The organism is Bacillus sp. JJ1532 (assembly GCF_036965085.1).
In the GTDB taxonomy this organism is placed as follows: Bacteria; Bacillota; Bacilli; order Bacillales; family Cytobacillaceae; genus Cytobacillus.
The window spans coordinates 45,292-69,663 of sequence record NZ_JBALOW010000022.1; the positions used below are offsets into that span (position 1 = coordinate 45,292).

Sequence of the window (24,372 nt, forward strand, 5' to 3'; positions counted from 1 at the left end):
TGCAATATACGGGCATCTGTTGACTGTTCTGATGCCCATCATCAACCGAAATTGCCTTTCTCGGGCATCAGTCAGTGTATGTGGTTCCCGCTTCAGCGGATTTTTGCAATTTACGGGCATCTGTTGACTATTCTGATGCCCGTCATCAACTGAAATTGCCTTTCTCGGGCATCAGTCAGTGTATGTGGTTCCCGCTCCAGTGAATTTTTGCAATATACGGGCATCTGTTGTCTGTTCTGATGCCCATCATCAACCGAAATTGCTTTTCTCGGGCATCAGTCAGTGCATGTGGTTCCCGCTCTAGCGGATTTTTGCTAGAAGCGGGCATCATTTGCTGCGATGCTCATCGTTCAGCCTCTTTATCTCAGCTACTAAAGCTTTCATCTCTTCTTTCGCCTCAGGATAGGTTTCATTCCAGTGTTTTGTTAAAGGTGCCATCGATTTGGCGATATATGAATATATTATCCATGCTTGGACCTTATCCTTTAACTCTTCATTAGAGTCACCGATTAATAGCTCGGTATATTTCTCAAGCAAGCCATCAAGCTTGTCCTTTAATTCTTGATTCAAGAGCTAGTCCCTCCTTTCTTGTGATTTCACTAATTAGTGGACAAGGTGCACATGAGTGCGGGCAGGTCACACAACGCTTCTTATTATTTGTTAAGTAAGAATAGCAGCATGTATTTCTCGGTCTGACCTCCGCCTTCAGCTCCTCGACATATATATGCTGATTATAATACCTTTTTAGCGGATTTTCCTTATAGCTGCCAAATAAGGAACCAGATGCTTGAAAAATAATATAATGAAAATCCTCTTTTGAACGCCCAACCACGTCCTCCGGCACATCTTCTTTTCCAAAAACTGATTCATACAGCCAGTAAATATAAACAGCAATATTTTCCCAAAGAATCAGCTTAGATACTTTAGTAGCCTTCGAAAGGCTATTAACTAGCGGATATATGTGACTTTGAAAAAGAATCTTAACCCCATTCTCCCGCCATTCTTCTCGATCACTCTCGACCATCTTAAAACGTACCTCATTAAAATAAAATCGCGGGAGCCATAATTCATCCTGAGAATTGGTTTCCAGTGAAATATTCTCAAATGAAATATCCATCTGTCTATTCCAAGCAGTCATAGCATAAAGGTAAATGACCGCCAGAAAAGCATATCTTTTCATAAAAACCGATGCCGTAACCTTCTCGTTTGCAGCTCCTATATGCTTCCCAAGCTCCTCTAAATAATCGAGCAAAGATTGTTCATCCTGCAGCAAATCCATAGAAACGGAGAATGGGGATGGGTACTTTTCCGATGTAAAACGAAATGAAAGAAGCTCATTAATCTGCGATTCTGAGAGCTTTTGAACCATTGCCAGTCCCATCCTTACTTAGAATACATCTCCCTTTTCCATAAGGAATGCATAATGGAGTTCCAAACAATGGATCCATCGTTACTTCACAATCCATCCCGAACACATTCTTAACTAAACTGTAATTAATAACGTACTCCGGCTTCCCTTGTGCAAATATTTTTTGATCTTTAATCGCCACAATATTATGGGCATAGCGGCAGGCTAAATTTAAATCATGCAAAACCATTACAATGGTTCTCTGTTCTTTTTCATTTAATTCAAACAACAAATCAAGGATCTCAATTTGATGTGTCATATCTAAATAAGTCGTCGGTTCATCAAGCAGAATCGTATCCGTGTCCTGTGCAAGCGTCATCGCAATCCATGCACGTTGCCTTTGCCCCCCAGAAAGAGAATCCACAGTCCGATCCTTTAATGGCTCAAGACTTGTCGCCTTTAATGCAGCATTCACCATTTTCTCGTCTTCGTCTGACCATTGCTTCAGCCATGTTTGGTATGGGTAGCGTCCCTGCTTGACTAGCTGAAGAACTGTTAACCCCTCAGGTGCCGATGGGGATTGGGGAAGGATCGCCATCTTTCTAGCTACCTCCTTCGTAGACAATTTAGCAATTGCCTCTCCTTCTAGTAAAATCGCACCTGATTTAGGCTTTAGTAACCGAGCAATAGATCTGAGCAAAGTTGATTTGCCACAGCCATTTCCCCCAATAAAGACCGTCACTTCCCCTTTTGGGATCTTTAAATCAAGCTCATTGATGATAATTGTATCCCCATAGGATAAAGTCAGTTGATTCGTGACAATCGCCTGTGCATTTACCATACTCCGCTCCCTCCTTTAATAAACTCTATGAATTCCTCGTTTTAAAAAGTAAATATATGAAGTACGGCGCTCCAATACTGGCCGTGAACACACCAGCTGGGATCTCAAGCGGCGAAAACAGTGTCCGTCCAATTAGGTCAGCAGCCATCACGAGTATGCCTCCGATTAACGCCGAAACGGGAAGCAGTGCCCCGAAGGCAGACCCTACTAATCTTCTTGCCATATGCGGTGCCATTAAACCTACAAAGCCGATGCCGCCTGCAAAAGCAACGGAGCCGCCAATCAACGCAGTACTGATCATGAGCAATAGAAAGCGATTCCTCTGAACATGGCTTCCTACCCCTGTAGCAATATCATCCCCAAGCTCCTGAATATTCACATTTCGGGCCGAAATAAAGGCAGCCATGCACAGAATCAATATCCAAGGAACTAGAATGGTCACATGGCTCCAGTTAGAGCCATAAACCGTTCCTGTAATCCAAATATTCGCTTGACTCGCCTGATAAATGGGACCGAGAAGCATCATTAAAGTAGTGAGGGCTTTCATAAGGCTGTATAATCCAATCCCGATTAACACTAATCGAATCGGTGAAACTCCATCTTTCCATGCTAAAAAATAGACTAAAAAAGCAACAACCGTTGCACCGAAAAATGCAGCGACAGGCAGCCATTCAATGCTCACAGTCAGAGCATTGCTTTCATCGCTGAAAAGGGCGAGAAAGCCAACAACCGCAACGGATGCACCCCCGGTAATCCCTAAAATATCTGGAGAAGCAAGAGGATTACGAATAATACCCTGTAGAATCCCTCCTGCAACGGCCAGTCCAATTCCGACTAATAATGACACAATGATCCTCGGCAGCCGGAAAGATTGAACGACAAGACGTTCCATTTCTGTACCGCCTCCGAAAAACACCTTCACCACATTTAATGGACTGATCTTCATCTCTCCGGTTCCGGTACTAATAATAAATACTACTGCTGCAGCACTTAAAAGTATAAGAAAAATAAATAATGCCTTCCGATCAATTAAGAAAGAAATTTTATCCTTGTATACACGAAAACTTTGATATTGCCGCATTATTTATTAAACCCCTTTCTCGCGATATAGATGAAAAAAGGAGTTCCAATAACAGCTGTCATCACACCGACAGGCACTTCCTGCGGCATAATGATATACCTAGAGGCGATGTCTGCCATAAGAAGCAGCATGCCTCCGAAAAGTGCCGAAAAGGGAATCACCCATCTGTGATCAATTCCAACAACAGCACGTGTAATATGAGGGATCACAATTCCAATAAAGCCAATTGGACCTGCAACAGCAACTGCTCCGCCAGATAAAAGAATGATGGCTATTCCAGCTCCTAGTTTTAGAAGCCCCGTTTTCAAGCCTAAGCCTTTAGCCACATCCTCACCCATTGATAGAATATTCATCTGGTTGGAAATGGACAAAGATAGAATCCAGCCAACGGCTAAATAAGGCAGTACGGCTAGTAGCGTGTCGAGCTTTCTGCCGGATACAGATCCAGCTAGCCAAAAAAGAACTTGATCCAAAGCCGTTTCATTAATAACAAGAAATCCTTGTGTCATGGAGGCAAACATCGCACTTATAGCGGCTCCAGCTAAGGTAAGCTTGATTGGTGTTAATCCTTCTCTTCCTATTGAACCAATCGCATATACACAAACAAAGGCAATAGTAGCCCCTAAAAAAGACACCCACGTAAAGATATGTAAATTGCTAAGGGAAAATAGTGTCACCACAATAACAACCGCAAACCCAGCACCCGCATTTATACCAAATATTTCAGGTGCAGCCAATGGGTTTTTCGTTAAAGTTTGAAGCAATACACCCGCGACAGCCAGACTCGCCCCAACTGCTGCAGCTATCATCGCTCTTGGCAGCCTAACTGACTGTATAATAAGATGCTCGTTCGACCCGTCAAAAGCCAAAAAGGCATCAATTGCCATTTTCCATGTTGTATTCGTATAACCATATACAATACTAAGGCACATAAGAAAAAGCAAAAGGAGAATTGATAGGATTAAACCCGTCCATCTTAGAGAATTATTTTTTAAAATCATAAATCTTAAACCTTTCATGAATAGAAGTTCCTACATATTCAGTCTATGGGATGAAAAACACCATGTCAATGATTTTGATAATCATTTTCATTTACCTATTGACAGCCCTTTTAAACCATCATAATATTATGATAGTAATGAAAATGATTATCAGTAGCAATTAGGAGGTAACAAAAAGAATGAAGGCTTTTAAATTATCATTTACAATTATTTTTATGATGTCCCTTTTCATTTTAGCTGCATGCGGAAATAACAATGGCGAGCAAGCTGACAAGGACAAAGGAACAGATCATGCTTCTGAAGAAACAGGTTATACGGTACAGCATGCGATGGGAGAAACTCCAATTAAAGAAACACCTAAGAGGGTTGTGATTTTAACCAATGAAGGAACAGAGGCGCTTCTTTCAATGGGGGTAACACCAATTGGAGCTGTTCAATCATGGACAGGGGATCCTTGGTATCCTCATATTGCAGATAAAATGGCTGATGTTAAAGTCGTTGGAACGGAAAGTGAAGTTAATGTTGAAGCCATTGCAGCATTAAAGCCTGATTTAATTATCGGAAACAAAATGCGCCAAGAAAAAATTTATGATCAGTTGAATGCGATTGCCCCTACTGTATTTGCTGAAACTTTACGCGGAAACTGGCAAGAAAACTTTAAACTTTATGCACAAGCATTGAATAAAGAAGAAGATGGACAAAAAGTGATTGCTGATTATGAACAGCGTATTAAAGATATTCAAGAGAAGCTTGGAGATAAAGTCCATCAAGAAGTTTCCATCGTCCGCTTTATGGCTGGAGATGTACGAATCTATCATAAGGATACTTTCTCAGGTGTTATTCTAGAGCAAATTGGCTTAAAAAGACCTGAAAGTCAGAACGTAGATGATTTTGCAGAAAGAAATGCAACGAAAGAAAGAGTTCCTGCCATGGACGGGGATATCTTATTCTACTTTACTTATGAAACTGGAGATGGCGAAGCAAGCAGCCTGGAGAAAGAGTGGATTGAAGACCCATTATTCCAAAATCTAAGTGTAGCAAAAGCAGGTAATATTCATAAAGTAGATGATGTAATCTGGAATACTGCCGGCGGTGTTATTGCTGCAAATTTAATGCTTGATGATATTGAAAAGTTTTTTGTGAAATAAAGATCACTTTTCCGAAAAAACCCGCAGCTTTTTTGCGGGTTATTTTCAATTTAACCACCTAACCTCTTGTCAATTCTTTCACATAATTTAAAATTTGTGAAAGAACGCATACTTCCAACATTTCACTTATTTAAGTTCCAAAAAAAAACACCCAATTCACTAGATGTTAATTCAAGATGAAAAGAAGGAAGGCTGATTTGCCTTCTTTTTATCTTCTTAAAAAGTGAATTTCACCCATCCATTCATAATCCCGCCAATTTCGGTAACAATACTCGTAATACCTAAAATGATGGTGATTGGATGAAAAAGTGGATTAGCACAAAGAAAAGTCAACAAAAACTAAGCAATTGGGAGAAAGAACTCAAAAAATCGGAGGATTTCACACAATCCTATCATATAAGTCAAAAGACAAATATTCATTTTTGCCTATCCTTTATGTCTACTTTAGTGGATGAACAAATTATTCAACAAGGAGTACTTCCGAGTTTACTTGAAGATGATTTTCATACAATTGAAGATATAAAAAAGCTTTTACCCATTGCTGACCTGGAAATATCGGATGACCCTACAAAAATCAGCCAAAAATTATTAAATGGCTACTTATTGTTGACTGTTGAGAATAATGAGGCGCAATTTGCTTTTATTTCCGCACAAAAAGAAATTGTTCGAAGTCCATCTCAACCCGAAATTGAATTCTCTGTTATCGGCCCAAAAGAGTCATTTGTCGAATCACTAGGACAAAACTTAAATTTAATTAGAAAAAGACTGCCCGCAGAGGAACTGATAATTGAGGAGTACACGTTGGGGAAGTTGTCCAAAACAAGAATTGCCATATTATTTATGGAAGGAATTACCGATGAAGCGAATGTAAACACAGTAAGACAAAGGATTAAAGAAGTCGAGTTTGATGCTATTACAGACAGCTCCTATATCGTTCAGCTTATTAGCGATAATTCAAACTCTCCTTTTCCGCAATTGCTCGACACGGAGAGGCCAGACCGTGTAGTTGGGATATTGGCAGAAGGAAAAATAGCCATTGTCGTAGATGGATCACCACACGTTCTTATTACCCCAACGACACTTGTCGAGTTCTTCGGCTCGTTTGAGGATTATTTCTTAAATTGGCTTCTAGCCTCTTTTTTCAGGCTCGTTCGGGTTTTTGCTGTTTTATTTTCAATTCTTATTACGCCAATATATGTCGCTGTCCTTACTTATCATTATGAGCTCATTCCTAATGACCTAATAGGAACATTGATTACGTCAAGAAGGATTGTTCCCTTCCCGCCTATACTCGAAGCAATATTTCTTGAATTAACGATTGAACTGTTAAGAGAAGCGGGAGCAAGGCTGCCGACAAAGGTTGGGCAAACAATTGGTATCGTTGGAGGAATTGTGATTGGGACTGCTTCCGTGGAAGCTGGACTTACAAGTAATGTACTTCTTATTCTTGTTGCCTTGGCTGCTCTTGGATCCTTTACGACACCCGTATACAAGATGGGCAACACGATCCGCTTACTGCGGTTCCCATTTTTGCTTTTTGCTGAGTTTTGGGGATTGCTCGGGATTGTCTTCTGCTTCTGTATTATGCTTACCCATTTAATAAGGCTGACTTCTCTTGGACGACCATTTTTGGAGCCTATTTATCCATTAAGGGTGAAAGACTTGAAAGATACAATCATCAGGCTGCCATTTTCAAAGGATACAACGCGACCATATTTATTAAGAACAAAAAATCCAGTTCGATTTAATAAGGAAAAAGCGAATACTAAAAAAGATATTGATGAATAAGGGGGGGAAAGTATGCAGGAACAGCCTATACCTGAAGGAGTAAAAATATCCCCATTTTTAGTTTTTTATTTAATCACTTCTATGCAAATTGGTATAGGGATTCTCGGATTTCAGCGCGTAATTGTCGCCTATTCAGGGAATGATGCTTGGATTTCTGTTTTGTTTGCGGGGCTTTCCCTTCATATCCTCATGTGGATGATATATAAAGTCATGGAAACGGTTAATGGAGATATAGTCACAGCACATAAATATATTTTCGGAAATATTGTTGGCAAAATTATTAGTTCCATTTTTGTTCTCTACTTTACATTGCTTGCTTTAACAGTTTTGCGCTCGTATATCGAAGTTATTCAAGTTTGGATGTTTCCCAGTCTTAGTACTTTCTGGTTTTCCTTGCTGTTTTTGCTTCTTTGTACGTATATCATTTTTGGCGGATTTCGAACGGTTGTGGGCATCGCCTTTTTCTCAATGCTCCTGCCTGCTTATGTGCATTTTGCTTTTGGCTTTAATTTGAAGTTTGGCAATTACATGCATCTTTTGCCGGTTTGGGATCATTCGATTAAAGAAATCCTTTTAGGTTCTTATCACATGTCACTCACTTATATCGGTTTTGAAATTATTCTATTTTGCTTTCCTTTTATCAAGGAACCGCAAAAATCGAAAAAATGGGCCCATTTCGCCCTTTTATTTACTACTTTTATTTACACAAGCTTTATGATTGTGACGATTGTGTATTTTTCTCAAGAACAGCTTGAAAAGTCTATATGGGCAACATTAACGATGTGGAAAATTGTGAAATTGCCTTTTGTCGAGCGAATCGAATACATCGGAATTGCCAATTGGAATTTAATCATCCTTCCTAATGTTTGCATCGCCCTTTGGGCCGCCTCAAGACTGTTAAAACGGTTAATGAATATTAAACAAAAAAAAGGAGTTTTTATCATTGCACTCATCATATTAATCGTTAGCCCCTTTTTTGATACGCGTGCAAAAGTAGGTTTTTTAAATGATTTAACTGGAAAAGCGGGATTTGTTTTAAATTATATTTACATTCCAATCCTATTCATTAGCACGATGATTGCAAAGAAGGTGAAGAGGTCATGAGAAATCGAGGCAAGCTTTCTATTCTATTAATCCTCTCTATTTTATTGTCAGGCTGTGTCCAAAGGAAAGTCATTGATAATATTAATATTGAATCTGCAGCAGCATTTGATAAACTTGCTGAAGGCAAATTCATCGGGACGCTTCTCACCCAAGAATATCTTCCCGATAAATCAATCAAAAATAACACATATACATCCGAAGCTAGCTTAAGACGGGATCTCATGTTGAATCTTCAAAAGGAATCATCCAAACCCATCGTAACAGGTGGAGTATTAGTCTCGATTTTTGGAGACAAGCTTGTTGACGAAGGAATTATTGATTTTATTGATACTTACCAAAGAGATCCAAGTGTCGGGGCAAGAAATTTCTTAGCAACGTCACACGGAAGTGCCTTGGAAATATTAAAAGGAGATTATGGGCCTGAGGGCAATTCAAACTATATAAATGATCTGATTGAGCATAATATCCAGCGCGGGGATGTGCCCGAGACCAATTTACATATCTTTTTGCGAGACTATTATATGAAGGGGAAGGATCCCTATCTTCCTGAGTTAAGACAAATTGCCCAAAACAAAATGGAAATAAGCGGCTTAAGCATTTTTAGAAATGATAAAGAAGTATATGTCCTTCCTAAAAAGGAGATGTTCTATTTTAAGCTGCTAGTCGACAATCATACGGAGGGCAGCTATAGAGTTCATTTAGAAAAAGGGAAAGATGCAGATGTTAAAAGCATTACATCCAAGCATAAATTTAAATTATCGAAAGAAAAACCGTTACATGTTGCCATTGATATTAAAACGGTAGGTGTTATCAAGGAATATACGGGTGAGAGGTTAACTCCAAAAGTAGTAGAAGAGATTGAAAAAAAGCTGGAAAAAGATATTAATGAAAAATGTTTAGAATTGATCAAAAGATTTCAAAAAGAAAAAGCGGATCCAATCGGATTTGGTTTTTTACATCGAAAGTATATTCGCGGCTATGATTTCAAAAAGTGGAAGGATGATTATCAAAATTTAACAGTAAAAATTAACACGAAGGTGAGGATCGCAGAAACGGGGGTAATCGATTAAAAGCGGGGCGAATAACGCCTCGCTTTCTTAATCATTATTTGAAAACATATACTTTTTATAATGGTAGCGAATGGAGAAGATTAAACTAAGCCCGAGCATATTCCCCATTAATGAGCTGCCTCCATAACTAATAAACGGCAGCGGGATTCCTGTAATCGGAAGAAGCCCGATCGTCATGCCAATATTCTGGAAGACGTGAAAGGTGATCATACTGATGACCCCTACACAAATATACGAATAAAAGTCATTTTTCGTTTCCATTCCAATCTTGGTAATCTGGTATATAAGCAGAAAGAATAAACTGACTAAAACACTTGCCCCAATAAAGCCAAACTCTTCACCTACGATACTAAAGATGAAGTCTGTGTGACTTTCAGGCAAATAGACTTCTCTCGTTCCATACCCTTTCCCGCTCGTTTCTCCTGACCCAATGGCAAGAAGCGACCTCGTTAATTGGAAGCCTGCTGAGCTTTGATAATTATACGGATCGAGCCATGAATAAATCCGCCCAAATTGATACTCCTTCACACCTAAATATTTCTCCAAAATCTCTGGATGCCAAAGGACAAAGTAAAAAATAATTGAAATCAAAGTAAGACCTGTCCCAAAAATAGGCGCGAGCAGCTTCCAAGTAATCCCCGAGATAAAAATCATTCCCAGCAAAATGGAGATAAAAACAAGGCCTGTCCCAAGGTCGGGCTGCTGCATCACAAGCAATAAAGGAATTCCCGTAAATACGCCGAGCTTCATCAGCAGCTTGAAGTCAGTTTGGATCGTTTTGATCGGATTCTTTTGATGATGTTCATCAATCACTCTTGCCAGAACAAGAATGAGAAAAACCTTAACAAGCTCAGAAGGCTGTAATGAGCCCATACCTGGTACTCTATACCAAGCCTTAGCTCCATTAATAACGGGTGCAATACTGCTTGGAGCAACGATTAGAAAAGCCAGCAAGAATAATCCAAAGCTATAGGCATACCAAGAAATCTTTCTTAGCTGTTCCGAATCAAGCGAAATCACTGCAGCAATAATACCCGTTCCAACCATATACCAAACAATCTGCTTTAAAAGAAAATTCTCTTTATATTGCCCAGTCGTCTGAGCGCTATAAATCGAAATACAACTTACTAAAAACAATAAAAACACAATGAACACTAAGTTTAAATCTATTTTAGGAGGGGTTGTAGTTTTATTTGTAGACATAGCAATGGCAATCTCCTTATTAAAAAGCAACCAAAATAACAACACTTCATTATATTTTTTTATCAGCTAAATAACAACTTTAGAAGGCCGAATGGGTTTATTTCCCTTTATCCAAAATAACGCTCCCGAACATCATTCTTCATCCACTCTATATTATTTGGAACTTGAGGAATAAAATACCCGATAAATAATGGTGTCGTGACTGAACGCGGCACTACCTTTGCATAGATATTTCCAGCAAACTCGTAAAAGAATAAATTATAACTCGTACAAGGAAACGGAAAATGATTCAGTATATAGTGGGCCGCGGTCTGAATATATTTCGCAAATGCCGTAATATCCTGAATATCGCCTAACTTCACATTGAACTCATAAAATCCAACTCTGGGTGCTATTGAGATGGAAAAAATCGTCCCATTTTTCTCATGGATGGTTATGCCTTCGAAATCACTTGCCTGTACCTTTTCTCCATAATCAATATCCTCTAACCCAATAATCTGCATATGCGGATGAGCAATCGTTCCGCCTGATAATGGTCCATGATTCTTAAAAAAGATCACGGACTTATATTTCTTTGTCCCGATCATTTCCAGCCAATGTGTCAAGCCAAATCGAATAAGCTTATTTAAGTGTTCCTCCGGATAGACCGACAGCTCACTATGACAATCATCTGTCTCAATTAATACCGTTTGATATGTATTCTCTAGGACTGGAAATTTATTTTTCAATAAGATAATCGAACCGTCTGTCGCTAGAATATCTGTTAGCTTCTCCCTTTCGCAAAACGGGCAGCTCTGCTCCTTATTACGGATGCTATTAGGCTTCTGCCTCCCAATTCCTGTGTTAAAAAAAAGATGAGTATCTCTCATTTTGTTGGCACCTGCTTTTCTATCTATCTACTCTCTATTTTATTGATATTTTTACTTTTTAGCGAGGGGAAGCTATTATGAAAATTTTACAAAAAAAAAGCGCAGTTCATGGACTGCGCTTTTTTCCTTATTCTACTGTTACTTCCACCTCAGTATGTTCATGGAGTCCTTCATCATTTTCTACATGGATTCTTATGATAAACTCGCCACTTGCAGGAAAACTATAATCAGTTTTATATTCCCCATTAGTGCCTTCCGTCATATTCACCCAAGCTGGATTTTGACCCTTTTGAAAAATCTCAAGTCTTACCTTTGCATTTAATAGTGGCTCATTGGATTTTTGCAATTGAACAGCTAAGGCTGTTTGCTCGTTAGCTTTCAATTGAACTGGTTTTTGCAGTTCGATGGAAACGTCACTATCATGATGATGGTGATCATCACCGCTTCCTTCCTGATGCTCATGATGCTCAGCTTCTACTTCACCAACCTGGATCGTTTTTGTTGGCATTGTATGCATATCCCTTGCAGTTACATGGGATTGAACATTAAATAGACCATTTTCAGAGAATGTATAGGCAGCCTCATATTTTCCTTTTTCCGTATGCTCTGCTACAACAAGCTCACTAGTATCTTTTTGCCCTTCTTTCCAAATTTCGAACTTAACCTCATTTGCATCTTCAACAGCTTCGTCGCCTTGCGTAACGGTCACAGCTAAGGGAACCTCTTCCCCTACTTCTGCTTTTTCGGGAACAGCTAAATCGGCTTCAATGATTTCAGGCAACGCTGCCTCTTCCTGGTTCTCCTTTTGCCCTGTTTCACCACAGCCGGCTAATAATAAGAAACTTGTACATATAATGGCCATCCACTTTTTCACGTATTTTCCCTCTTTCATTAATTAATATCATCTACACAAACTATAGATGTTAATTGTGATAAAAAAATGAAGTTTTCTCGTATTTAAAAGGAACTCTGCCTTTTACAAGACTATTGTTATCATAGCAAAAAAAATAATCATGAGCCTTCATTAGTTTTTCCTTGATGAAATTTCCTAAACAATAAGCATCTTCTATTCTTCTTCGTACGGGCATACATATGACTGATGGGGGGATCGTGATGAAAAACAAATCAGCGGCACATACTTTATTTTTCTATTTTCACGGGTGGCTTTTGAGTATTCTTTCCGTCTTTATAATAGCTGGGATCCTAACTTCAAACTCCGCTGTCTTTACCTCTGAACATATGAATTCACTATTAAAAAATATAAAGGCTGACCAGCTATTTATCCATTTACTTAAGGCTGAGAATCATTATTTTTACCGTAATGATTCTAGCTTGAACTTTTCTCATTTATCGGAGAATGCTTTTAAGCTTGCTACCAATATTAAGCCGACAGATATTCGCACCTTCCTGGGGAGAGAACTTCCAGGGTACTCGATCTTCGACACGGGGATTGAGGTAGCTGGCGAAGGAACGGACTATACGAATTTGCCGTTCGAATCCGCTCCGCCGATAGATTTTCTTTTGAAAGAAAAGGAGATTGCCAGTGAAAATCTCCCTAGCGAGGACACGCCGGATGGTACTGCAGCACCTCCATTGGATGGAAAGAAAAGCGTGTATATCTATCATTCTCATAGCTGGGAGTCTTTCACTCCCTTGTTAAAAGGAGTCAATCATCCTGATGAAGCCGTAAGCTCTAATGAACGGGTGAATGTGATTGCGGTTGGCAATAGACTCAGTGCAAAACTGGGATTAAAAGGGATTGGTGTGGAACATGACAAAACAAATATGGCGTCACTTCTCAATCAAAAGGATTGGGACTATAACCAAAGCTACCTTCTTTCTCGTGAGGTGACCAAAACCGCCATGGCCTCAAATAAAGACTTAAAGTTTCTCATTGACATTCATCGAGACTCACAGGGGCGGGAATTGACGATGAAAGAGATAAACGGAAAAAAATCTGCGAGATTGTTTTTTGTTGTCGGGAAGGAACATAAAAACTACCAGAAAAATTTACAGTTAGCTACAGAACTTCATCATCGACTTGAAGCAAAATTTCCCGGTATCAGCAGAGGTGTTTTCAAGAAAGGAAAAAGCGAAGGTAACGGAATTTATAATCAGGATTTATCTGATCGGGCACTCTTAATTGAATTTGGCGGTGTCGAAAATGATTTAGCAGAGCTTTATCATTCAATTGATGCATTTACAGATGTATTCAGTGAATTTTACTGGGAGGCAGAGATGGTAGATGGCAAAGGTTCTTAATGCTCCTTTTTATTGTCTCCTTTGGACCTTTGTATCTACTTTTATGTTTTACTGGCTTTTCGGGCTATCTATTCTCACCATTATTTGTTTTAGCGCGGGCATTATCCTGTCTCTCATAAATTTTGTCGAGGACGAGATGAAAAAATATGAGCAGGAAAATGGGGAATAAGTGGTATTCGGTGCTTTCATTCTGCTTTAATAGATAGTAGAAACCTAAATTGGAGTGATTAGATGAAGTTCGCTATTATTACTGGAGCATCAAAAGGTCTTGGAGCCTCGATTGCGGAACGAATGATCAGTGAGAAAATTGGTGTGATCACTGTTTCCAGAACCGAAAATGCAGAGTTAAGAGAGAAGGCTTTGGTAAACAAAGTTTTCTATCAGCATTTTTCATGCAATCTTGCTGTTCGCGAGGAAGTAGAGAAAAACTTTCAGGAAATTCTATCTGTGCTGGAACCCAAAAAAGCAGAGGTTATTTATGTGATTAATAATGCTGGTGTAATAGACCCAATCGCAACAGCCGGCACACTTGATCATCAAGCATTGATTGCAAATGTCCAGATTAACTTAATTGCACCCTTGATGATCACGAATATTCTTTTAAAAAATGCATGTGTTCCTCTTAAAATTGTAAACGTATCATCAGGCGCTGCTGAAAGGCCTATTCAAGGATGGAGTGCCTATTGCAGCACGAAAGCGGGGCTGAATATGTTCACAGAAACAGCCGCTGCTGAACAAATAACAGCAGGAGCACCTCATGAAATCATCGCATTCAGCCCTGGAATTATGGACACAGATATGCAGGGGACGATCCGTTCCTCCTCTAAAGAGGCATTTAATGATCTTGAAAAATTCAAGGAGTATAAAGAACAAGGTATGCTTCGCCCTGCTCATGTAGTAGCGGATGCATTAGTAAACTTGCTTTTGGAGGCTCAAATAGAAAGCGGGAAGATTTATCGGGTAAATGAGTTAATTTAGATGTATAAAAGATTTCATAATGGGGACAATACGTACTACAAAGTGTATTTCCCCCTTATTTTTGTGCTTCCGGTTGGAGGCATTTTTTTGTTATTTTTCAAGAAGCAGATGCTTTTTAGGCTTTTATTAATGTGATTGTAATCTACCTAATAAAACTGATTTTTTGGACAGGTTTATCGGAAAAACCCAAAACTTGTCCAGTAAACAAGGTTTCTTGGACAGGTTTATCGGAAAAGCCTAAAACCTGTCCAGTAAACAAGACTTTTTGGATAGATTTAACGGAAAAGCCTAAAACCTGTCTAGTAAACAATTTTTAGACAGGTTTACCTAAAAAATCTAAAACCACTCTAGTAAAACAAAGTTTAGCCTGATTACGGCTTTACTGTTATTCAAAATTTTAGCTTACATAAAATAGAGCCTAATTACAAAATATAGAATGAACCCTGTTCAGGGATTCCCCGATACATATCAATTCATAAAGGAGCTCTAATATGACTAAAAAGTACAACAAAGGAAGCAAAAATCAAAACTCACCTAGAGCCAATCAGGCAGATATTGTGAGCGGCGATAATAGCAAAGGAAATAAGCGGAACAAGGATAAAAGAAATAAGATAGAATAACAAAAAGCTCTCCTTTATCATTTTTTCATAAAGGGGAGCTTTTCTTTTTTATACAAACTACTTTTTCTTTCTTTATTCCCTGTTTTCCTAACAATCAGCCTCAAGACTTATATATAATTAAATCTAAGGCTCAATGATTTCTTGCTTATTATTTCATAAAATGAGTATAAGAAAAGGAATTAATCAGAAAGCAGGGATTTTTTTGAAAAGAATATTAATCATTTTCTTCATTTTGATTGGACTATATTTATTGGTGACATCGAATGTAGCAAGCCTCTTTTCTTTTGGAAAAAGTGAAGCAGAGGCTAAAGTGACAAAGAGTATTGATCTATTAGAAATTGATGCTTCTTCTATTAAAACAGTTATCATTCCAGAGAAAAGAAGCGATATTAAAGCGGAGCTTGATGGAAAAGGGGAAGTGTCCATTAAGAAAAGCGGGAACAGTATTCAAGTTAACTATAAAAAAAGCTGGTTTAACAGTTTTAGCTTTTTTAATAATAATTCAGTATTAAATATTTATATCCCGGAAAGCTATGATCGCAGCATGGATATTGATGTTGGCTCTGGATATTTAGTCTTTGAAGGCAAGTCGAAAAATCAGCCAATGAATCTTAAAGAGCTTGATATCGACCTCGGTTCAGGAAAAATCGATTTAAAAAATTTGAACGTGGAGGAATTCCGCAATGATGTTTCCTCTGGTATGATTACGATCAATTCTTTAACAACGAATGATGGCACTGTAGACGTAAACTCTGGGATTGTTAAAATCCGCCAGTATGAAGGATTGTTAAATGCCGATGTTTCATCAGGACAATTAGATATTCAAATGGATAAAGTTACGGACCATATCGATGTCGAGGTTAGCTCAGGGCATTTAAAGCTTGATCTTCCAGAGAATGCTGACTTTACACTAAATGGCAAGGTAAGCAGTGGAATCATTAAATCAGACATTCCACTTACCGATAAAATCCAAGATAAAAACAAAATCAGCGGTAAATCAGGTAATGGAAAATACCAATTAAATGTCTCTGTTTCAAGCGGGCTTGTGAATATTTATTAATAGAAACTCTAGAAAAACTGGATTAACAATATCCAGTTTTTTATTTTCATGGTTTATCGAAGCAGCACATTCTTTATGACTCTCATTTTAGTAAACTCCTTCGGATCTTCATGACTTCCGTTTTTGTTAACTCCTTCGGATTACGAGCTCCATGACCCATTCATGACTACCGTTTTTGTTAACTCCCTCCGATTACGAGCTCCATGACCCATTCATGACTACCGTTTTTATTAACTCCTTCGGGTAACGAGCTCCATGAACTCTTCATGACTTCCGTTTTTGTTAACTCCTTCGGGTAACGAGCTCCATGACCCATTCATGACTACCGTTTTACATGTGAGGTACATTTTTCGCGTCCCATGAACCAATATCTCAGCCAAAAACAAAAAACGAACCCGCCTCAAGCAAGTCCGCTAAATAGTTCCGATGATTATAAGGTTTGAAATTTCTCGCCTGCTGCTCCTTGTTCGACTACGAGCGGACACATGGTGATGCTGTAGTTGCAAATGGCCTCAACATCTTGGCGATCATGAGTCACAATCATACAGGTCATATTTGCTTTTTTTAAGATTAAGAGTAAGTCTTCACGGATGGATTCTTTCAAATCTGCATCTAAATTACTAAATGGTTCATCCATTAATAATACTTTTGGTTTTGGGGCAAGTGCCCTCGCCAATGCCACCCTCTGCTGCTGGCCTCCGCTTAGCTCATGAGGATAACGATCTCCGAAATCCTCTAAATAGACAAGCTCGAGCATTTCCTGTACACGCGGCTTCCGATCCTTTCTAGCCATTCGCGATAAGCCAAATAGGATGTTTTCTTTCACAGTCATATGAGGAAATAAGGCATAATCTTGAAAAACCATCCCAACCCCTCTGTCCTCTGGCTGAACAAATATACGATCATCGACAACCGTTTTACCTGCAACGGTTATGGTCCCTTTTGTAGGCATCTCTAATCCCGATATTAAGCGCAGCAAAGTACTTTTCCCGCTTCCACTCTGACCTAATATACCAACGATTTCTCCCGTATCCATCGTAAAGGAGAAATCATCAATAATCGGTGTTCCCGTTCGTGTATAGCCAAATTCAAGATTCTTTATATCTACTACCTTCATCGCTGCACCTTCTTATCAATCATTTGAAATACTACAACCGACAATACACTTATGCCAATAATCATCAAGGATGAAATCGATGCCTCATAAATTTGTTCATCCTTTGCATACTGAAAAGTCTTCGTCGCCAGGGTATCAAAATTAAATGGTCTTAACAATAATGCTAGCGGAAGTTCCTTGCAAATTTCAACAAATGTTAAAATAAATCCGCTGACTAAAGCTCCCTTAATTAAAGGCAGATCTACTTTAAAAAACGTTTTCGTCATGCTAAGCCCGAGCATTCTAGACGCTTCAGAATATTTTGTGCCGATTTTTTCAAATCCTACTTCAACCGCATTAAATCCTGTCGCCATAAAACGGATCGCGTAGCCGACAATCAGCATAACTAACGAGAGACTCAAGATCAATGGTGCTTTTCCTAAACCTATTAAGGAGTAAACAGGAGCAAGCCATTTATCAAGTGTAATAAACATTGCAAGTACGCCTATCGCAATAATCGCACCCGGAATGGAGTATCCTGTTGTTGTTAATTTTGCTAATATATAGGAACCCGCCGTGTGTTTTCGGCATACATTAGCAACGATCACTGAAAGAATGAGAATAATAAAGGTTGATATGGCCGCCACATAAACAGTTTGAAAAAATAGTGTATAAAAGGTATCGCTCCAAACCTTACTAAATGTCAGCTTTGCCCATGCTATTAACTGTATCAATGGAATGAGAAATCCCAGCAAAAACACAATCCCACAATAGGCAAAAGCAGCAGCAGCCTTTATTCCCTTCAGCTTCATTGGCACAAGCGGTCTTGATTTATTATTTAGATTATAACGGCGTCTTTGCCTCAACAGTCTTTCTAAGAAAAACAATCCAACAATTACGACCATTAGCCATGCCGCCAGCCTCATTGCTGAATCAATATCATACATCCCAAACCATGTCTGAAAAATCGCGGTTGATATTGTATGGATGCCAAAATAGCTAGTAACCCCATAATCACTTAGCACTTCATAAATGACCAAAACGGCGCCCGCCACAATAGCCGGTCTTGAGAGCGGCAATACTACCTGGATAAAAATTGCTAGCGGCTTTCTTCCAAGTAGCCTCGCATTCTCGAAAAACGAAGAGCTTTGGCTTTCCAAAAAGGCCCTCGTCATTATATAAACATAAGGAAAAAGAAATAATGTAAAAATAAAGATAGCCCCGCGCAGGGATGAAATCGACAGCAGCTCGGGATCAATTTGGTAATTAAATTGGTTGCGGAATGTTGATTGAATCACTCCCGTATAGCTGAACATCGTCCGATACGTATAAGCAGCGATATAGGGCGGAATGGCTAACGGCAATAATAATCCCCAGCGAAAGAAGCGTTTAAGCGGAAAATCATATGCTGAGGTAAGCCATGCAAGCGTAACCCCCAAAAACGCAGTAAAAATCCCTGTTAATGCGACAAGGATTACCGTGTTTGCTACATATGTTTTTAATAAATACTGGCGTATTTGAAACCAGTTATCATTTGGCTCCTGAAATAGCGAGAAAAAGATAAACAGGATGGGCAGCAGTATAACCGCCGCCCCCATCATGCTGATGACCCACCAGCTATTAAAATCTTTTTTAAAGAATTGTTTGATTTGGTTTATACCCATTTTTACTTCCAACCTGTTTTATTAAAGATCTCAATCGCTTTATGATTATGTTGTCCTAAAGTATCAAAATTAAGCTCTTGCATTTTAAAATCGCCCCAAGTTTGTAAAAGTTCTGGCTTCTTTGCTTCAGGATTAACTGGGAATTCATAGTTATTTGCAGATAAATATTCCTGTGCTTCAATACCTGTCATGTATTCAATTAATTTTGTTGCATTTTCAGGGTTTTTGCTATGCTTTGTTAAACCAATTCCGCTAATATTCACATGTGTTCCATTTGTTTCTTGGTTCGGGAAGAAGACACCGATGCTTTCGCCGACTTTTGCCTCTTCAGCATCTGCCGAATTCACAAGCAATCCAACATAGTAAGTGTTCATGATCGCAACATCACCAGTTCCAGCTGCAATCGCTTTAGCTTGGTCACGGTCACCGCCATCAGGCTGGCGAGCAAAGTTATTCACAATGCCTTGCGCCCATTGTTCAGCCTTTTCTTCGCCGTTTAACTCAATGAATGAAGCTAGTAAAGATTGGTTGTATAAACTTGTTGAAGAACGTGCCAATACTTTCCCTTTCCATTTATCCTCCGTTAGAGCTTCATATGTAGAAAGGTCTTCTGGTTTTACACGATCCTTAGAGTAAACAATAACACGTGCTCTTGTTGACATTCCTACCCAATTATTATCTTTATCCCTAAAGTGAGCTGGGACATTCTTATTAAGAATATCAGATTGTACAGGCTGAAGAACATCATTATTTTTTGCATTTGCGAGAACTCCGCCATCAACAGTAATAAATAGATCCGCTTGTGTGCTTTCTCCTTCACGCTTTAAACGCTCAATAAGCTCTTCTGCTTCCCCTTTAACAACATTAACTTTAATGCCTGTTTCTTCTGTAAATTTCTTATACACTTCTTCATCGGCCTCATAATGTCTAGCTGTATAAATATTGACTTCTTGATTTTCAGCTTTTTTTGGTTCTTCAGCAGGTTTCTGGCCTTCAGAGCTGTTATCAGCTGCTCCACATCCAGCTAACCCAACTGTTAATAAAGCACTTGCTAGGAAAGGCTTTAATAATTTTGAATATTTCATGTATGAGTCCACCTTTTTATTTTTTTAATCTGTGATAATGATAATTATTATCACTCGTCTGTTTTTATTCTACTTTCCATCCAAGGATGAGTCAACCATTATTTTTAAAATTGCAATGATTGGTTTTAAACAATTTGAACAAATTGTGAAAAAAAGAAGCAACCCGTAACAGGCTGCTTCACATTAATTAATTCGTACTTCTTTTAAATGGCCACCAATTTGCTTCTCCAAAGTTTTTGACCATAACTGGGATAAACAATGGCAACATGATAACGGCGTATAAGAATAATCCGACAATGACAATCGCTGCAATTTGGAGTAATGACAGCATTCCAGAAGGCATCATCGCGGCAAAGGTTCCTCCTAAAATGATGGCAGCAGAGATAATGACAGTCCCCATTTTCCTCATTGAGAGCAGCATGGCCTCAGCAACAGATAGATTCTTATATTCATTGAAGCGGTCCATTAAGAAAATACTGTAATCTACTCCAAGGGCTATCAGAATCACAAAACCGAAGAAAGGAACAGCCCAGCTGATGCCAGAATAGCCTAAAATATGGACGAATACAGCTTCATTAATAGCCATCGATGTAAAATACGTTAAAATTAATGAACCAATAATATAGGCTGGCATAATGATCGACCGGAATAAAAAGACAAGAATGATCGAAATTCCAGCAAGCATTAGAATAACTGTGCGCGAGTAATCCTGATCAGACAATTGGCCTAAATCAGCATTCGTGCTTGTTACCCCGCCGACTGCCACCACCGCATTTTCAAGCTTTGTATCTTTCGTTGCCCTTTTAACTGCTGACTTAATTTCATCTACTTGATTTATTGCATCATTAGAATATGGATTCGCCTTAAAGATAACATCCATTGTCATCACTTTGCGGTCTGCAGACATATAAACGTCTAAGACGCGGGCAAAATCTTCATTTTCTAGCACATCATCAGGCAGGTAAAATCCATTCCGTGTGCCAATGCCAGATAAACCAGATAAATAATTCTGAGCAGAGCCAAGTCCTTCAGATACTTGATTTAAGCCTTCTGTACTTTGACTTAAGCCCTCCGTAAGCTGACCAATCTGCCCGCCTAAATCGCCAAATCCAGCAAGCAGCTGCTTCTGACCTTCATTTAGACTTCCTAATCCATTTGTCAGCTTAGGTACATTGCTGACAATCTGTCCTTGCCCATCCGCTAATTGATTTAGACCAGCCTGCTGGGCTTCAATTCCTGCGATTAATTGCTGAAGGCCAGCAGCAAGACCGCTTTGGCCAGCAATAGCTTTTTCAAAACCCGCATTTGCTCCAGCCATTCCGCCATTTATTTTTGCTAAACCAGCATTTAACTCTTGTACATTTGCAGAAAGGCCTGTTAATTGCTGCTGCAGCCCATTAATCGTTTGTTTCATCACCTGATACTGCGGGTCTGCTCCAAGATCTGTATATTTGTTTTCTATATAGCCAAACATCGCACCGTTTGCTTGGATGATTCCATCAGATAAACTAGCTAAACCGGTGCCAACCTTTTGATAGTTTTCTGTAAGGACGTTTAAGTTACCTTGTAATTCTTGATAGCCTCCAAGCAACTGTTGATAACCTGTTAATAACTCCTCAGCACCCGCTTTTGATTTTTCTAAGCCCGCTTTGATTTGATCGGAACCTGCTGAGCCTTGCCGAATGCCATTTTCAATTTTTGCAAGATTTGTTTGTATCGCTTGAAGTCCTGTTTGTATTTCATTCGTCCCAGAAATTAGCCCTTGGATGCCATTTGTCGCTTCCTTTAATTTGGGCTCAGATTTTGATAATTCCGTTCCTGCTTCATTTAAGCCTGAACTAATTTTATCAATTCCTTCTTTTCCTTCGCCAAGTCCCTCTTCAAGAGTTTCCGCTTGCTTGGCAACAAAGAAGTCTTCTAAAGGCTCTCCAGTCGGACGTGTAACGGAACGGACGGTGTCCACTAGATCAACCTTTTCTAACTCTTTGCTGATTTGTTCTGCTAGGCCAATATATTCTGGGGAATCCATTTTTTCATCATTTTTCAACACGATTTTCGTAGGCATCGATTCTCCAGGGCCAAAGCTATCTGCAATGGCGTTGAATGCCTTGATAGAGTTCACATCTCCGCTAATTTCCTCTAATGAGTTGTAGGATAATTCCCCGTCATACGTTGCGAGGAATGGCACACAGATTGCTGCGACAATGATTAAGGCTAGAAACGGCCGTGCCAATGAAAATTTCCCAACCGCTCCCCAAAGCTTGCTTTCCCCATGATCAGCTGTTTTCTTGGAAGGCCAGAAAATTTTCCGTCCCAATACAGCCATGAAAAACGGAACAATCGTAAATAAAGCTATAAGCAGAATCGCAACACCAATCGCAACAGCCGCTGCGGACTGATAAAGAATAAATTGAGAGAATCCGATTGCAGCGAAACCAATCATGACGGCAACACCGCTAAAAAATACAGTACGTCCCGCATTGCGGTACGTTTCCACAATGGCTTCTGCAATACTTTCCTTTTGCGAAAGCTCCTCTTTAAATCGGCTTAAAAGTAAAATACAGTAATCTGTACCAATCCCAAATAAAACGGCCACTAAGAAAATTTGTGTGTAATTCGATAACGGAAAATCAAATTTGTCCACCAAAAATCCGACAATGGATTGTGATGCAAGATAAGTAAAACCAACCGTTAGTAATGGAATGATTGGCGCAACAACCGATCTAAACACTAGCAAAAGCACAATCAAGATGAAGGCGACCGTAATCCCTTCAGTCTTCTTTAATCCTTCTTGGGAGCTCGTCATTAAATCCTCATTGATAAGCCACTCACTAGTGTAATAATGTTCTACTTTAATATCTTTAAGTGTGCCATATAGAGTATCCCTCAGCTCTTTCGGCTCGCGGTCATGCCAGCTGATTGTAACGGATGCAAGAATCGATTTCCCGTCCTTTGAAACGAGCTGCTCCTTTAAATTTTCCTCATCAAAGTGGGTAAGAATATCGGTAATACCAAGCTCCTTCTCTTTATCCTTTAAAAGATTAATAGCCTTTTCAGCTTCCGTTATATCTTCTTTAGAAAGCTTTTTGTCATTATGGAAAACAAGAGCCACACTCGTCTCATCTCCGCCGCCCTCCTGCTTGCGGACGTCATCCATAATGTTTCCTGCAAGAGAAGATGAATACTCATCCGGGACTGTAATTTGCCCTTTTTCTCGGACTAATTCGGCCATATTCGGGGCTGACATCAATAGGCCGGCAACTATGGCAATCCAAGCAATCATCACAAGCCATTTATTTTTTATTATTCCATTCACGCTCTATTCCTCCACTTGTGGATTCTTACTGTCTGTCAAAATTTGATTCAGCTTTTCATAGGTTTTAATAAATTGGGTGATTTCCGCTTGATCAAATTGAGTAATAAAGGATTCAACAAGCTTATGAACGCGTTCCTCAGTTTGGTTGAACAGTTCATTTCCTTTATCTGTAAGCGTTAAGTAAACAACTCGTCGATCATTCTCATCTCGGGTACGCTGGATCAGACCCTTCTCCCAAAGACGCGTAATAATTGCTGTGATCGCACTTTTTTGCACATAAAATTGTTCGGCTAATTCAGATGACGTGCAGGACTCGTTGTTTCGAATATACCTTAATGTATAATGCTGATCATTCGTTAAATCACTGCCAATCTGTTCCTTCACTAACGACTCTGCCTTACGGTGAACGGAAAAAGATAACTCCACATATTTATCAATAAGCTTTTTAATTTCTATATCTGTCATTAAGATGGATTCACCCTCTCTTCTTCATTTTAATTCTATAGTTTAATTGTTCAACTGTTTAACTATTAATGTAGTTAACTATAATGTCCTACTTTGGCATTGTCAAGCAGCAAGAACGTGGGCTTATGTCCCTTGGAATTGAAAAGATTGGTTACATTAAAATTCTGATGACCGCTGATGGCGGATATCTATTCGGACGGGCACCTTACGGGGGGATTGATGACCGCTTACGGCAAATTTCTGTACGGACGGGCACCTATAAGGTAGATTGATGACCGTGTACGGCAATTTTCTGTGTGGACGGGCATCTAATTGGGCGAGTGATGACCGTTGGCGGCTAATTCCCATGCGGATGGGCACCTAACAGGGAGAT

General features: G+C 39.3%; 22 protein-coding genes. 9 read left to right on the forward strand and 13 right to left on the reverse strand.

Annotated elements, in window-relative coordinates; genetic code table 11:
• Positions 1-327: 327 nt before the first annotated feature.
• From V7122_RS09785 to V7122_RS09805, 5 genes are read right to left on the reverse strand one after another with little or no spacing between them, the layout of a single operon-like run.
• Positions 328-570, reverse strand: a complete 243-nt coding sequence (locus V7122_RS09785) for a YusU family protein (RefSeq protein WP_335345798.1) — start codon at positions 568-570, stop codon at positions 328-330.
• A complete protein-coding gene (locus V7122_RS09790) occupies positions 542-1,369 on the reverse strand; it encodes an IucA/IucC family C-terminal-domain containing protein (protein WP_335354146.1) in 828 nt (275 codons plus the stop codon). Before V7122_RS09790 ends, V7122_RS09785 begins: the two co-directional genes overlap by 29 nt.
• Positions 1,338-2,189 (reverse strand): ABC transporter ATP-binding protein, encoded by an 852-nt coding sequence (locus V7122_RS09795; protein ID WP_335354145.1) that lies wholly within the window; start codon positions 2,187-2,189, stop codon positions 1,338-1,340. Before V7122_RS09795 ends, V7122_RS09790 begins: the two co-directional genes overlap by 32 nt.
• Positions 2,190-2,214: 25 nt before the next feature.
• On the reverse strand, positions 2,215-3,270 hold the full coding sequence (locus tag V7122_RS09800; RefSeq protein WP_335345795.1) for a FecCD family ABC transporter permease: 1,056 nt from the start codon (positions 3,268-3,270) through the stop codon (positions 2,215-2,217).
• The gene (locus V7122_RS09805; protein ID WP_335354163.1) at positions 3,270-4,271 is read right to left on the reverse strand and encodes a FecCD family ABC transporter permease; all 1,002 of its coding nucleotides are present in this window, start codon (positions 4,269-4,271) and stop codon (positions 3,270-3,272) included. The genes V7122_RS09800 and V7122_RS09805 overlap by 1 nt, the downstream gene beginning before the upstream one ends.
• A 179-nt stretch (positions 4,272-4,450) precedes the next feature.
• On the opposite strand from V7122_RS09805, the gene V7122_RS09810 reads away from it, so the two are divergent.
• The 4 genes from V7122_RS09810 (at position 4,451) to V7122_RS09825 (ending at position 9,381) form a co-directional block, all read left to right on the forward strand.
• Positions 4,451-5,419 (forward strand): ABC transporter substrate-binding protein, encoded by a 969-nt coding sequence (locus V7122_RS09810; protein WP_335354143.1) that lies wholly within the window; start codon positions 4,451-4,453, stop codon positions 5,417-5,419.
• Between the two features lie 300 nt (positions 5,420-5,719).
• Positions 5,720-7,207, forward strand: a complete 1,488-nt coding sequence (locus V7122_RS09815; RefSeq protein WP_335354142.1) for a spore germination protein — start codon at positions 5,720-5,722, stop codon at positions 7,205-7,207.
• A 12-nt stretch (positions 7,208-7,219) separates the two neighbouring features.
• Complete coding sequence (locus V7122_RS09820) at positions 7,220-8,311, forward strand: GerAB/ArcD/ProY family transporter (RefSeq protein ID WP_335345791.1); 1,092 nt, start codon at positions 7,220-7,222, stop codon at positions 8,309-8,311.
• Positions 8,308-9,381 (forward strand): Ger(x)C family spore germination protein, encoded by a 1,074-nt coding sequence (locus V7122_RS09825; protein WP_335345790.1) that lies wholly within the window; start codon positions 8,308-8,310, stop codon positions 9,379-9,381. The genes V7122_RS09820 and V7122_RS09825 overlap by 4 nt, the downstream gene beginning before the upstream one ends.
• 27 nt (positions 9,382-9,408) lie before the next feature.
• On the opposite strand, the gene V7122_RS09830 is transcribed toward V7122_RS09825, so the two are convergent.
• The 3 genes from V7122_RS09830 to V7122_RS09840 all read right to left on the reverse strand — a co-directional run bounded on the left by V7122_RS09830 (position 9,409) and on the right by V7122_RS09840 (position 12,327).
• The gene (locus tag V7122_RS09830; protein ID WP_335345789.1) at positions 9,409-10,584 is read right to left on the reverse strand and encodes an FtsW/RodA/SpoVE family cell cycle protein; all 1,176 of its coding nucleotides are present in this window, start codon (positions 10,582-10,584) and stop codon (positions 9,409-9,411) included.
• Between the two features lie 107 nt (positions 10,585-10,691).
• The gene (locus tag V7122_RS09835) at positions 10,692-11,453 is read right to left on the reverse strand and encodes a DUF4931 domain-containing protein (RefSeq protein WP_335354141.1); all 762 of its coding nucleotides are present in this window, start codon (positions 11,451-11,453) and stop codon (positions 10,692-10,694) included.
• 127 nt (positions 11,454-11,580) lie between these two features.
• Positions 11,581-12,327 (reverse strand): FixH family protein, encoded by a 747-nt coding sequence (locus tag V7122_RS09840; protein WP_335354140.1) that lies wholly within the window; start codon positions 12,325-12,327, stop codon positions 11,581-11,583.
• A 239-nt stretch (positions 12,328-12,566) separates the two neighbouring features.
• On the opposite strand from V7122_RS09840, the gene spoIIP reads away from it, so the two are divergent.
• The 4 genes from spoIIP (at position 12,567) to liaG (ending at position 16,373) form a co-directional block, all read left to right on the forward strand.
• The gene (spoIIP, locus tag V7122_RS09845) at positions 12,567-13,715 is read left to right on the forward strand and encodes a stage II sporulation protein P (RefSeq protein ID WP_335526469.1); all 1,149 of its coding nucleotides are present in this window, start codon (positions 12,567-12,569) and stop codon (positions 13,713-13,715) included.
• A gap of 231 nt (positions 13,716-13,946) precedes the next feature.
• Positions 13,947-14,693: a (S)-benzoin forming benzil reductase gene (locus V7122_RS09850; RefSeq protein WP_335526471.1), complete on the forward strand. Its 747-nt coding sequence runs from the start codon at positions 13,947-13,949 to the stop codon at positions 14,691-14,693.
• Positions 14,694-15,184: 491 nt separating this feature from the next.
• Positions 15,185-15,313, forward strand: coding sequence for a hypothetical protein (locus V7122_RS09855; protein ID WP_335485957.1), 129 nt, complete (start codon positions 15,185-15,187; stop codon positions 15,311-15,313).
• 202 nt (positions 15,314-15,515) lie between these two features.
• Positions 15,516-16,373: a LiaG family protein gene (gene liaG / locus V7122_RS09860; RefSeq protein WP_335526473.1), complete on the forward strand. Its 858-nt coding sequence runs from the start codon at positions 15,516-15,518 to the stop codon at positions 16,371-16,373.
• A gap of 430 nt (positions 16,374-16,803) precedes the next feature.
• Here liaG and V7122_RS09865 read toward each other — a convergent pair whose 3' ends face one another.
• The 5 genes from V7122_RS09865 to V7122_RS09885 all read right to left on the reverse strand — a co-directional run bounded on the left by V7122_RS09865 (position 16,804) and on the right by V7122_RS09885 (position 23,999).
• On the reverse strand, positions 16,804-17,490 hold the full coding sequence (locus tag V7122_RS09865; protein ID WP_335345782.1) for an ABC transporter ATP-binding protein: 687 nt from the start codon (positions 17,488-17,490) through the stop codon (positions 16,804-16,806).
• Positions 17,487-19,133 carry an ABC transporter permease gene (locus V7122_RS09870; protein WP_335345781.1) on the reverse strand — a complete coding sequence of 549 codons (1,647 nt, stop codon included), beginning with the start codon at positions 19,131-19,133 and terminating at the stop codon, positions 17,487-17,489. The genes V7122_RS09865 and V7122_RS09870 overlap by 4 nt, the downstream gene beginning before the upstream one ends.
• Before the next feature lie 2 nt (positions 19,134-19,135).
• Positions 19,136-20,218: a Fe(3+) ABC transporter substrate-binding protein gene (locus V7122_RS09875; protein WP_335353470.1), complete on the reverse strand. Its 1,083-nt coding sequence runs from the start codon at positions 20,216-20,218 to the stop codon at positions 19,136-19,138.
• 187 nt (positions 20,219-20,405) lie between these two features.
• The gene (locus tag V7122_RS09880; RefSeq protein WP_335526476.1) at positions 20,406-23,534 is read right to left on the reverse strand and encodes an MMPL family transporter; all 3,129 of its coding nucleotides are present in this window, start codon (positions 23,532-23,534) and stop codon (positions 20,406-20,408) included.
• 3 nt (positions 23,535-23,537) lie between these two features.
• The gene (locus V7122_RS09885) at positions 23,538-23,999 is read right to left on the reverse strand and encodes a MarR family winged helix-turn-helix transcriptional regulator (protein WP_335526478.1); all 462 of its coding nucleotides are present in this window, start codon (positions 23,997-23,999) and stop codon (positions 23,538-23,540) included.
• Between the two features lie 83 nt (positions 24,000-24,082).
• Here V7122_RS09885 and V7122_RS09890 point away from each other — a divergent pair, with 83 nt between their 5' ends.
• Positions 24,083-24,271 carry a hypothetical protein gene (locus tag V7122_RS09890; RefSeq protein ID WP_335526480.1) on the forward strand — a complete coding sequence of 63 codons (189 nt, stop codon included), beginning with the start codon at positions 24,083-24,085 and terminating at the stop codon, positions 24,269-24,271.
• The last annotated feature ends 101 nt before the right edge of the window (positions 24,272-24,372 follow it).

Coding starts and splice junctions, on each gene's coding strand:
- V7122_RS09875 (WP_335353470.1), bottom strand. CDS start 20,218: ATGAAATATTCAAAATTATTAAAGCCTTTCCTAGCAAGTGCTTTATTA.
- V7122_RS09870 (WP_335345781.1), bottom strand. CDS start 19,133: ATGGGTATAAACCAAATCAAACAATTCTTTAAAAAAGATTTTAATAGC.
- V7122_RS09815 (WP_335354142.1), top strand. CDS start 5,720: ATGAAAAAGTGGATTAGCACAAAGAAAAGTCAACAAAAACTAAGCAAT.
- V7122_RS09865 (WP_335345782.1), bottom strand. CDS start 17,490: ATGAAGGTAGTAGATATAAAGAATCTTGAATTTGGCTATACACGAACG.
- V7122_RS09810 (WP_335354143.1), top strand. CDS start 4,451: ATGAAGGCTTTTAAATTATCATTTACAATTATTTTTATGATGTCCCTT.
- V7122_RS09855 (WP_335485957.1), top strand. CDS start 15,185: ATGACTAAAAAGTACAACAAAGGAAGCAAAAATCAAAACTCACCTAGA.
- V7122_RS09800 (WP_335345795.1), bottom strand. CDS start 3,270: ATGCGGCAATATCAAAGTTTTCGTGTATACAAGGATAAAATTTCTTTC.
- V7122_RS09850 (WP_335526471.1), top strand. CDS start 13,947: ATGAAGTTCGCTATTATTACTGGAGCATCAAAAGGTCTTGGAGCCTCG.
- V7122_RS09825 (WP_335345790.1), top strand. CDS start 8,308: ATGAGAAATCGAGGCAAGCTTTCTATTCTATTAATCCTCTCTATTTTA.
- V7122_RS09790 (WP_335354146.1), bottom strand. CDS start 1,369: ATGGTTCAAAAGCTCTCAGAATCGCAGATTAATGAGCTTCTTTCATTT.
- V7122_RS09795 (WP_335354145.1), bottom strand. CDS start 2,189: ATGGTAAATGCACAGGCGATTGTCACGAATCAACTGACTTTATCCTAT.
- V7122_RS09835 (WP_335354141.1), bottom strand. CDS start 11,453: ATGAGAGATACTCATCTTTTTTTTAACACAGGAATTGGGAGGCAGAAG.
- V7122_RS09890 (WP_335526480.1), top strand. CDS start 24,083: ATGTCCTACTTTGGCATTGTCAAGCAGCAAGAACGTGGGCTTATGTCC.
- spoIIP (WP_335526469.1), top strand. CDS start 12,567: ATGAAAAACAAATCAGCGGCACATACTTTATTTTTCTATTTTCACGGG.
- V7122_RS09830 (WP_335345789.1), bottom strand. CDS start 10,584: ATGTCTACAAATAAAACTACAACCCCTCCTAAAATAGATTTAAACTTA.
- V7122_RS09805 (WP_335354163.1), bottom strand. CDS start 4,271: ATGATTTTAAAAAATAATTCTCTAAGATGGACGGGTTTAATCCTATCA.
- V7122_RS09820 (WP_335345791.1), top strand. CDS start 7,220: ATGCAGGAACAGCCTATACCTGAAGGAGTAAAAATATCCCCATTTTTA.
- V7122_RS09885 (WP_335526478.1), bottom strand. CDS start 23,999: ATGACAGATATAGAAATTAAAAAGCTTATTGATAAATATGTGGAGTTA.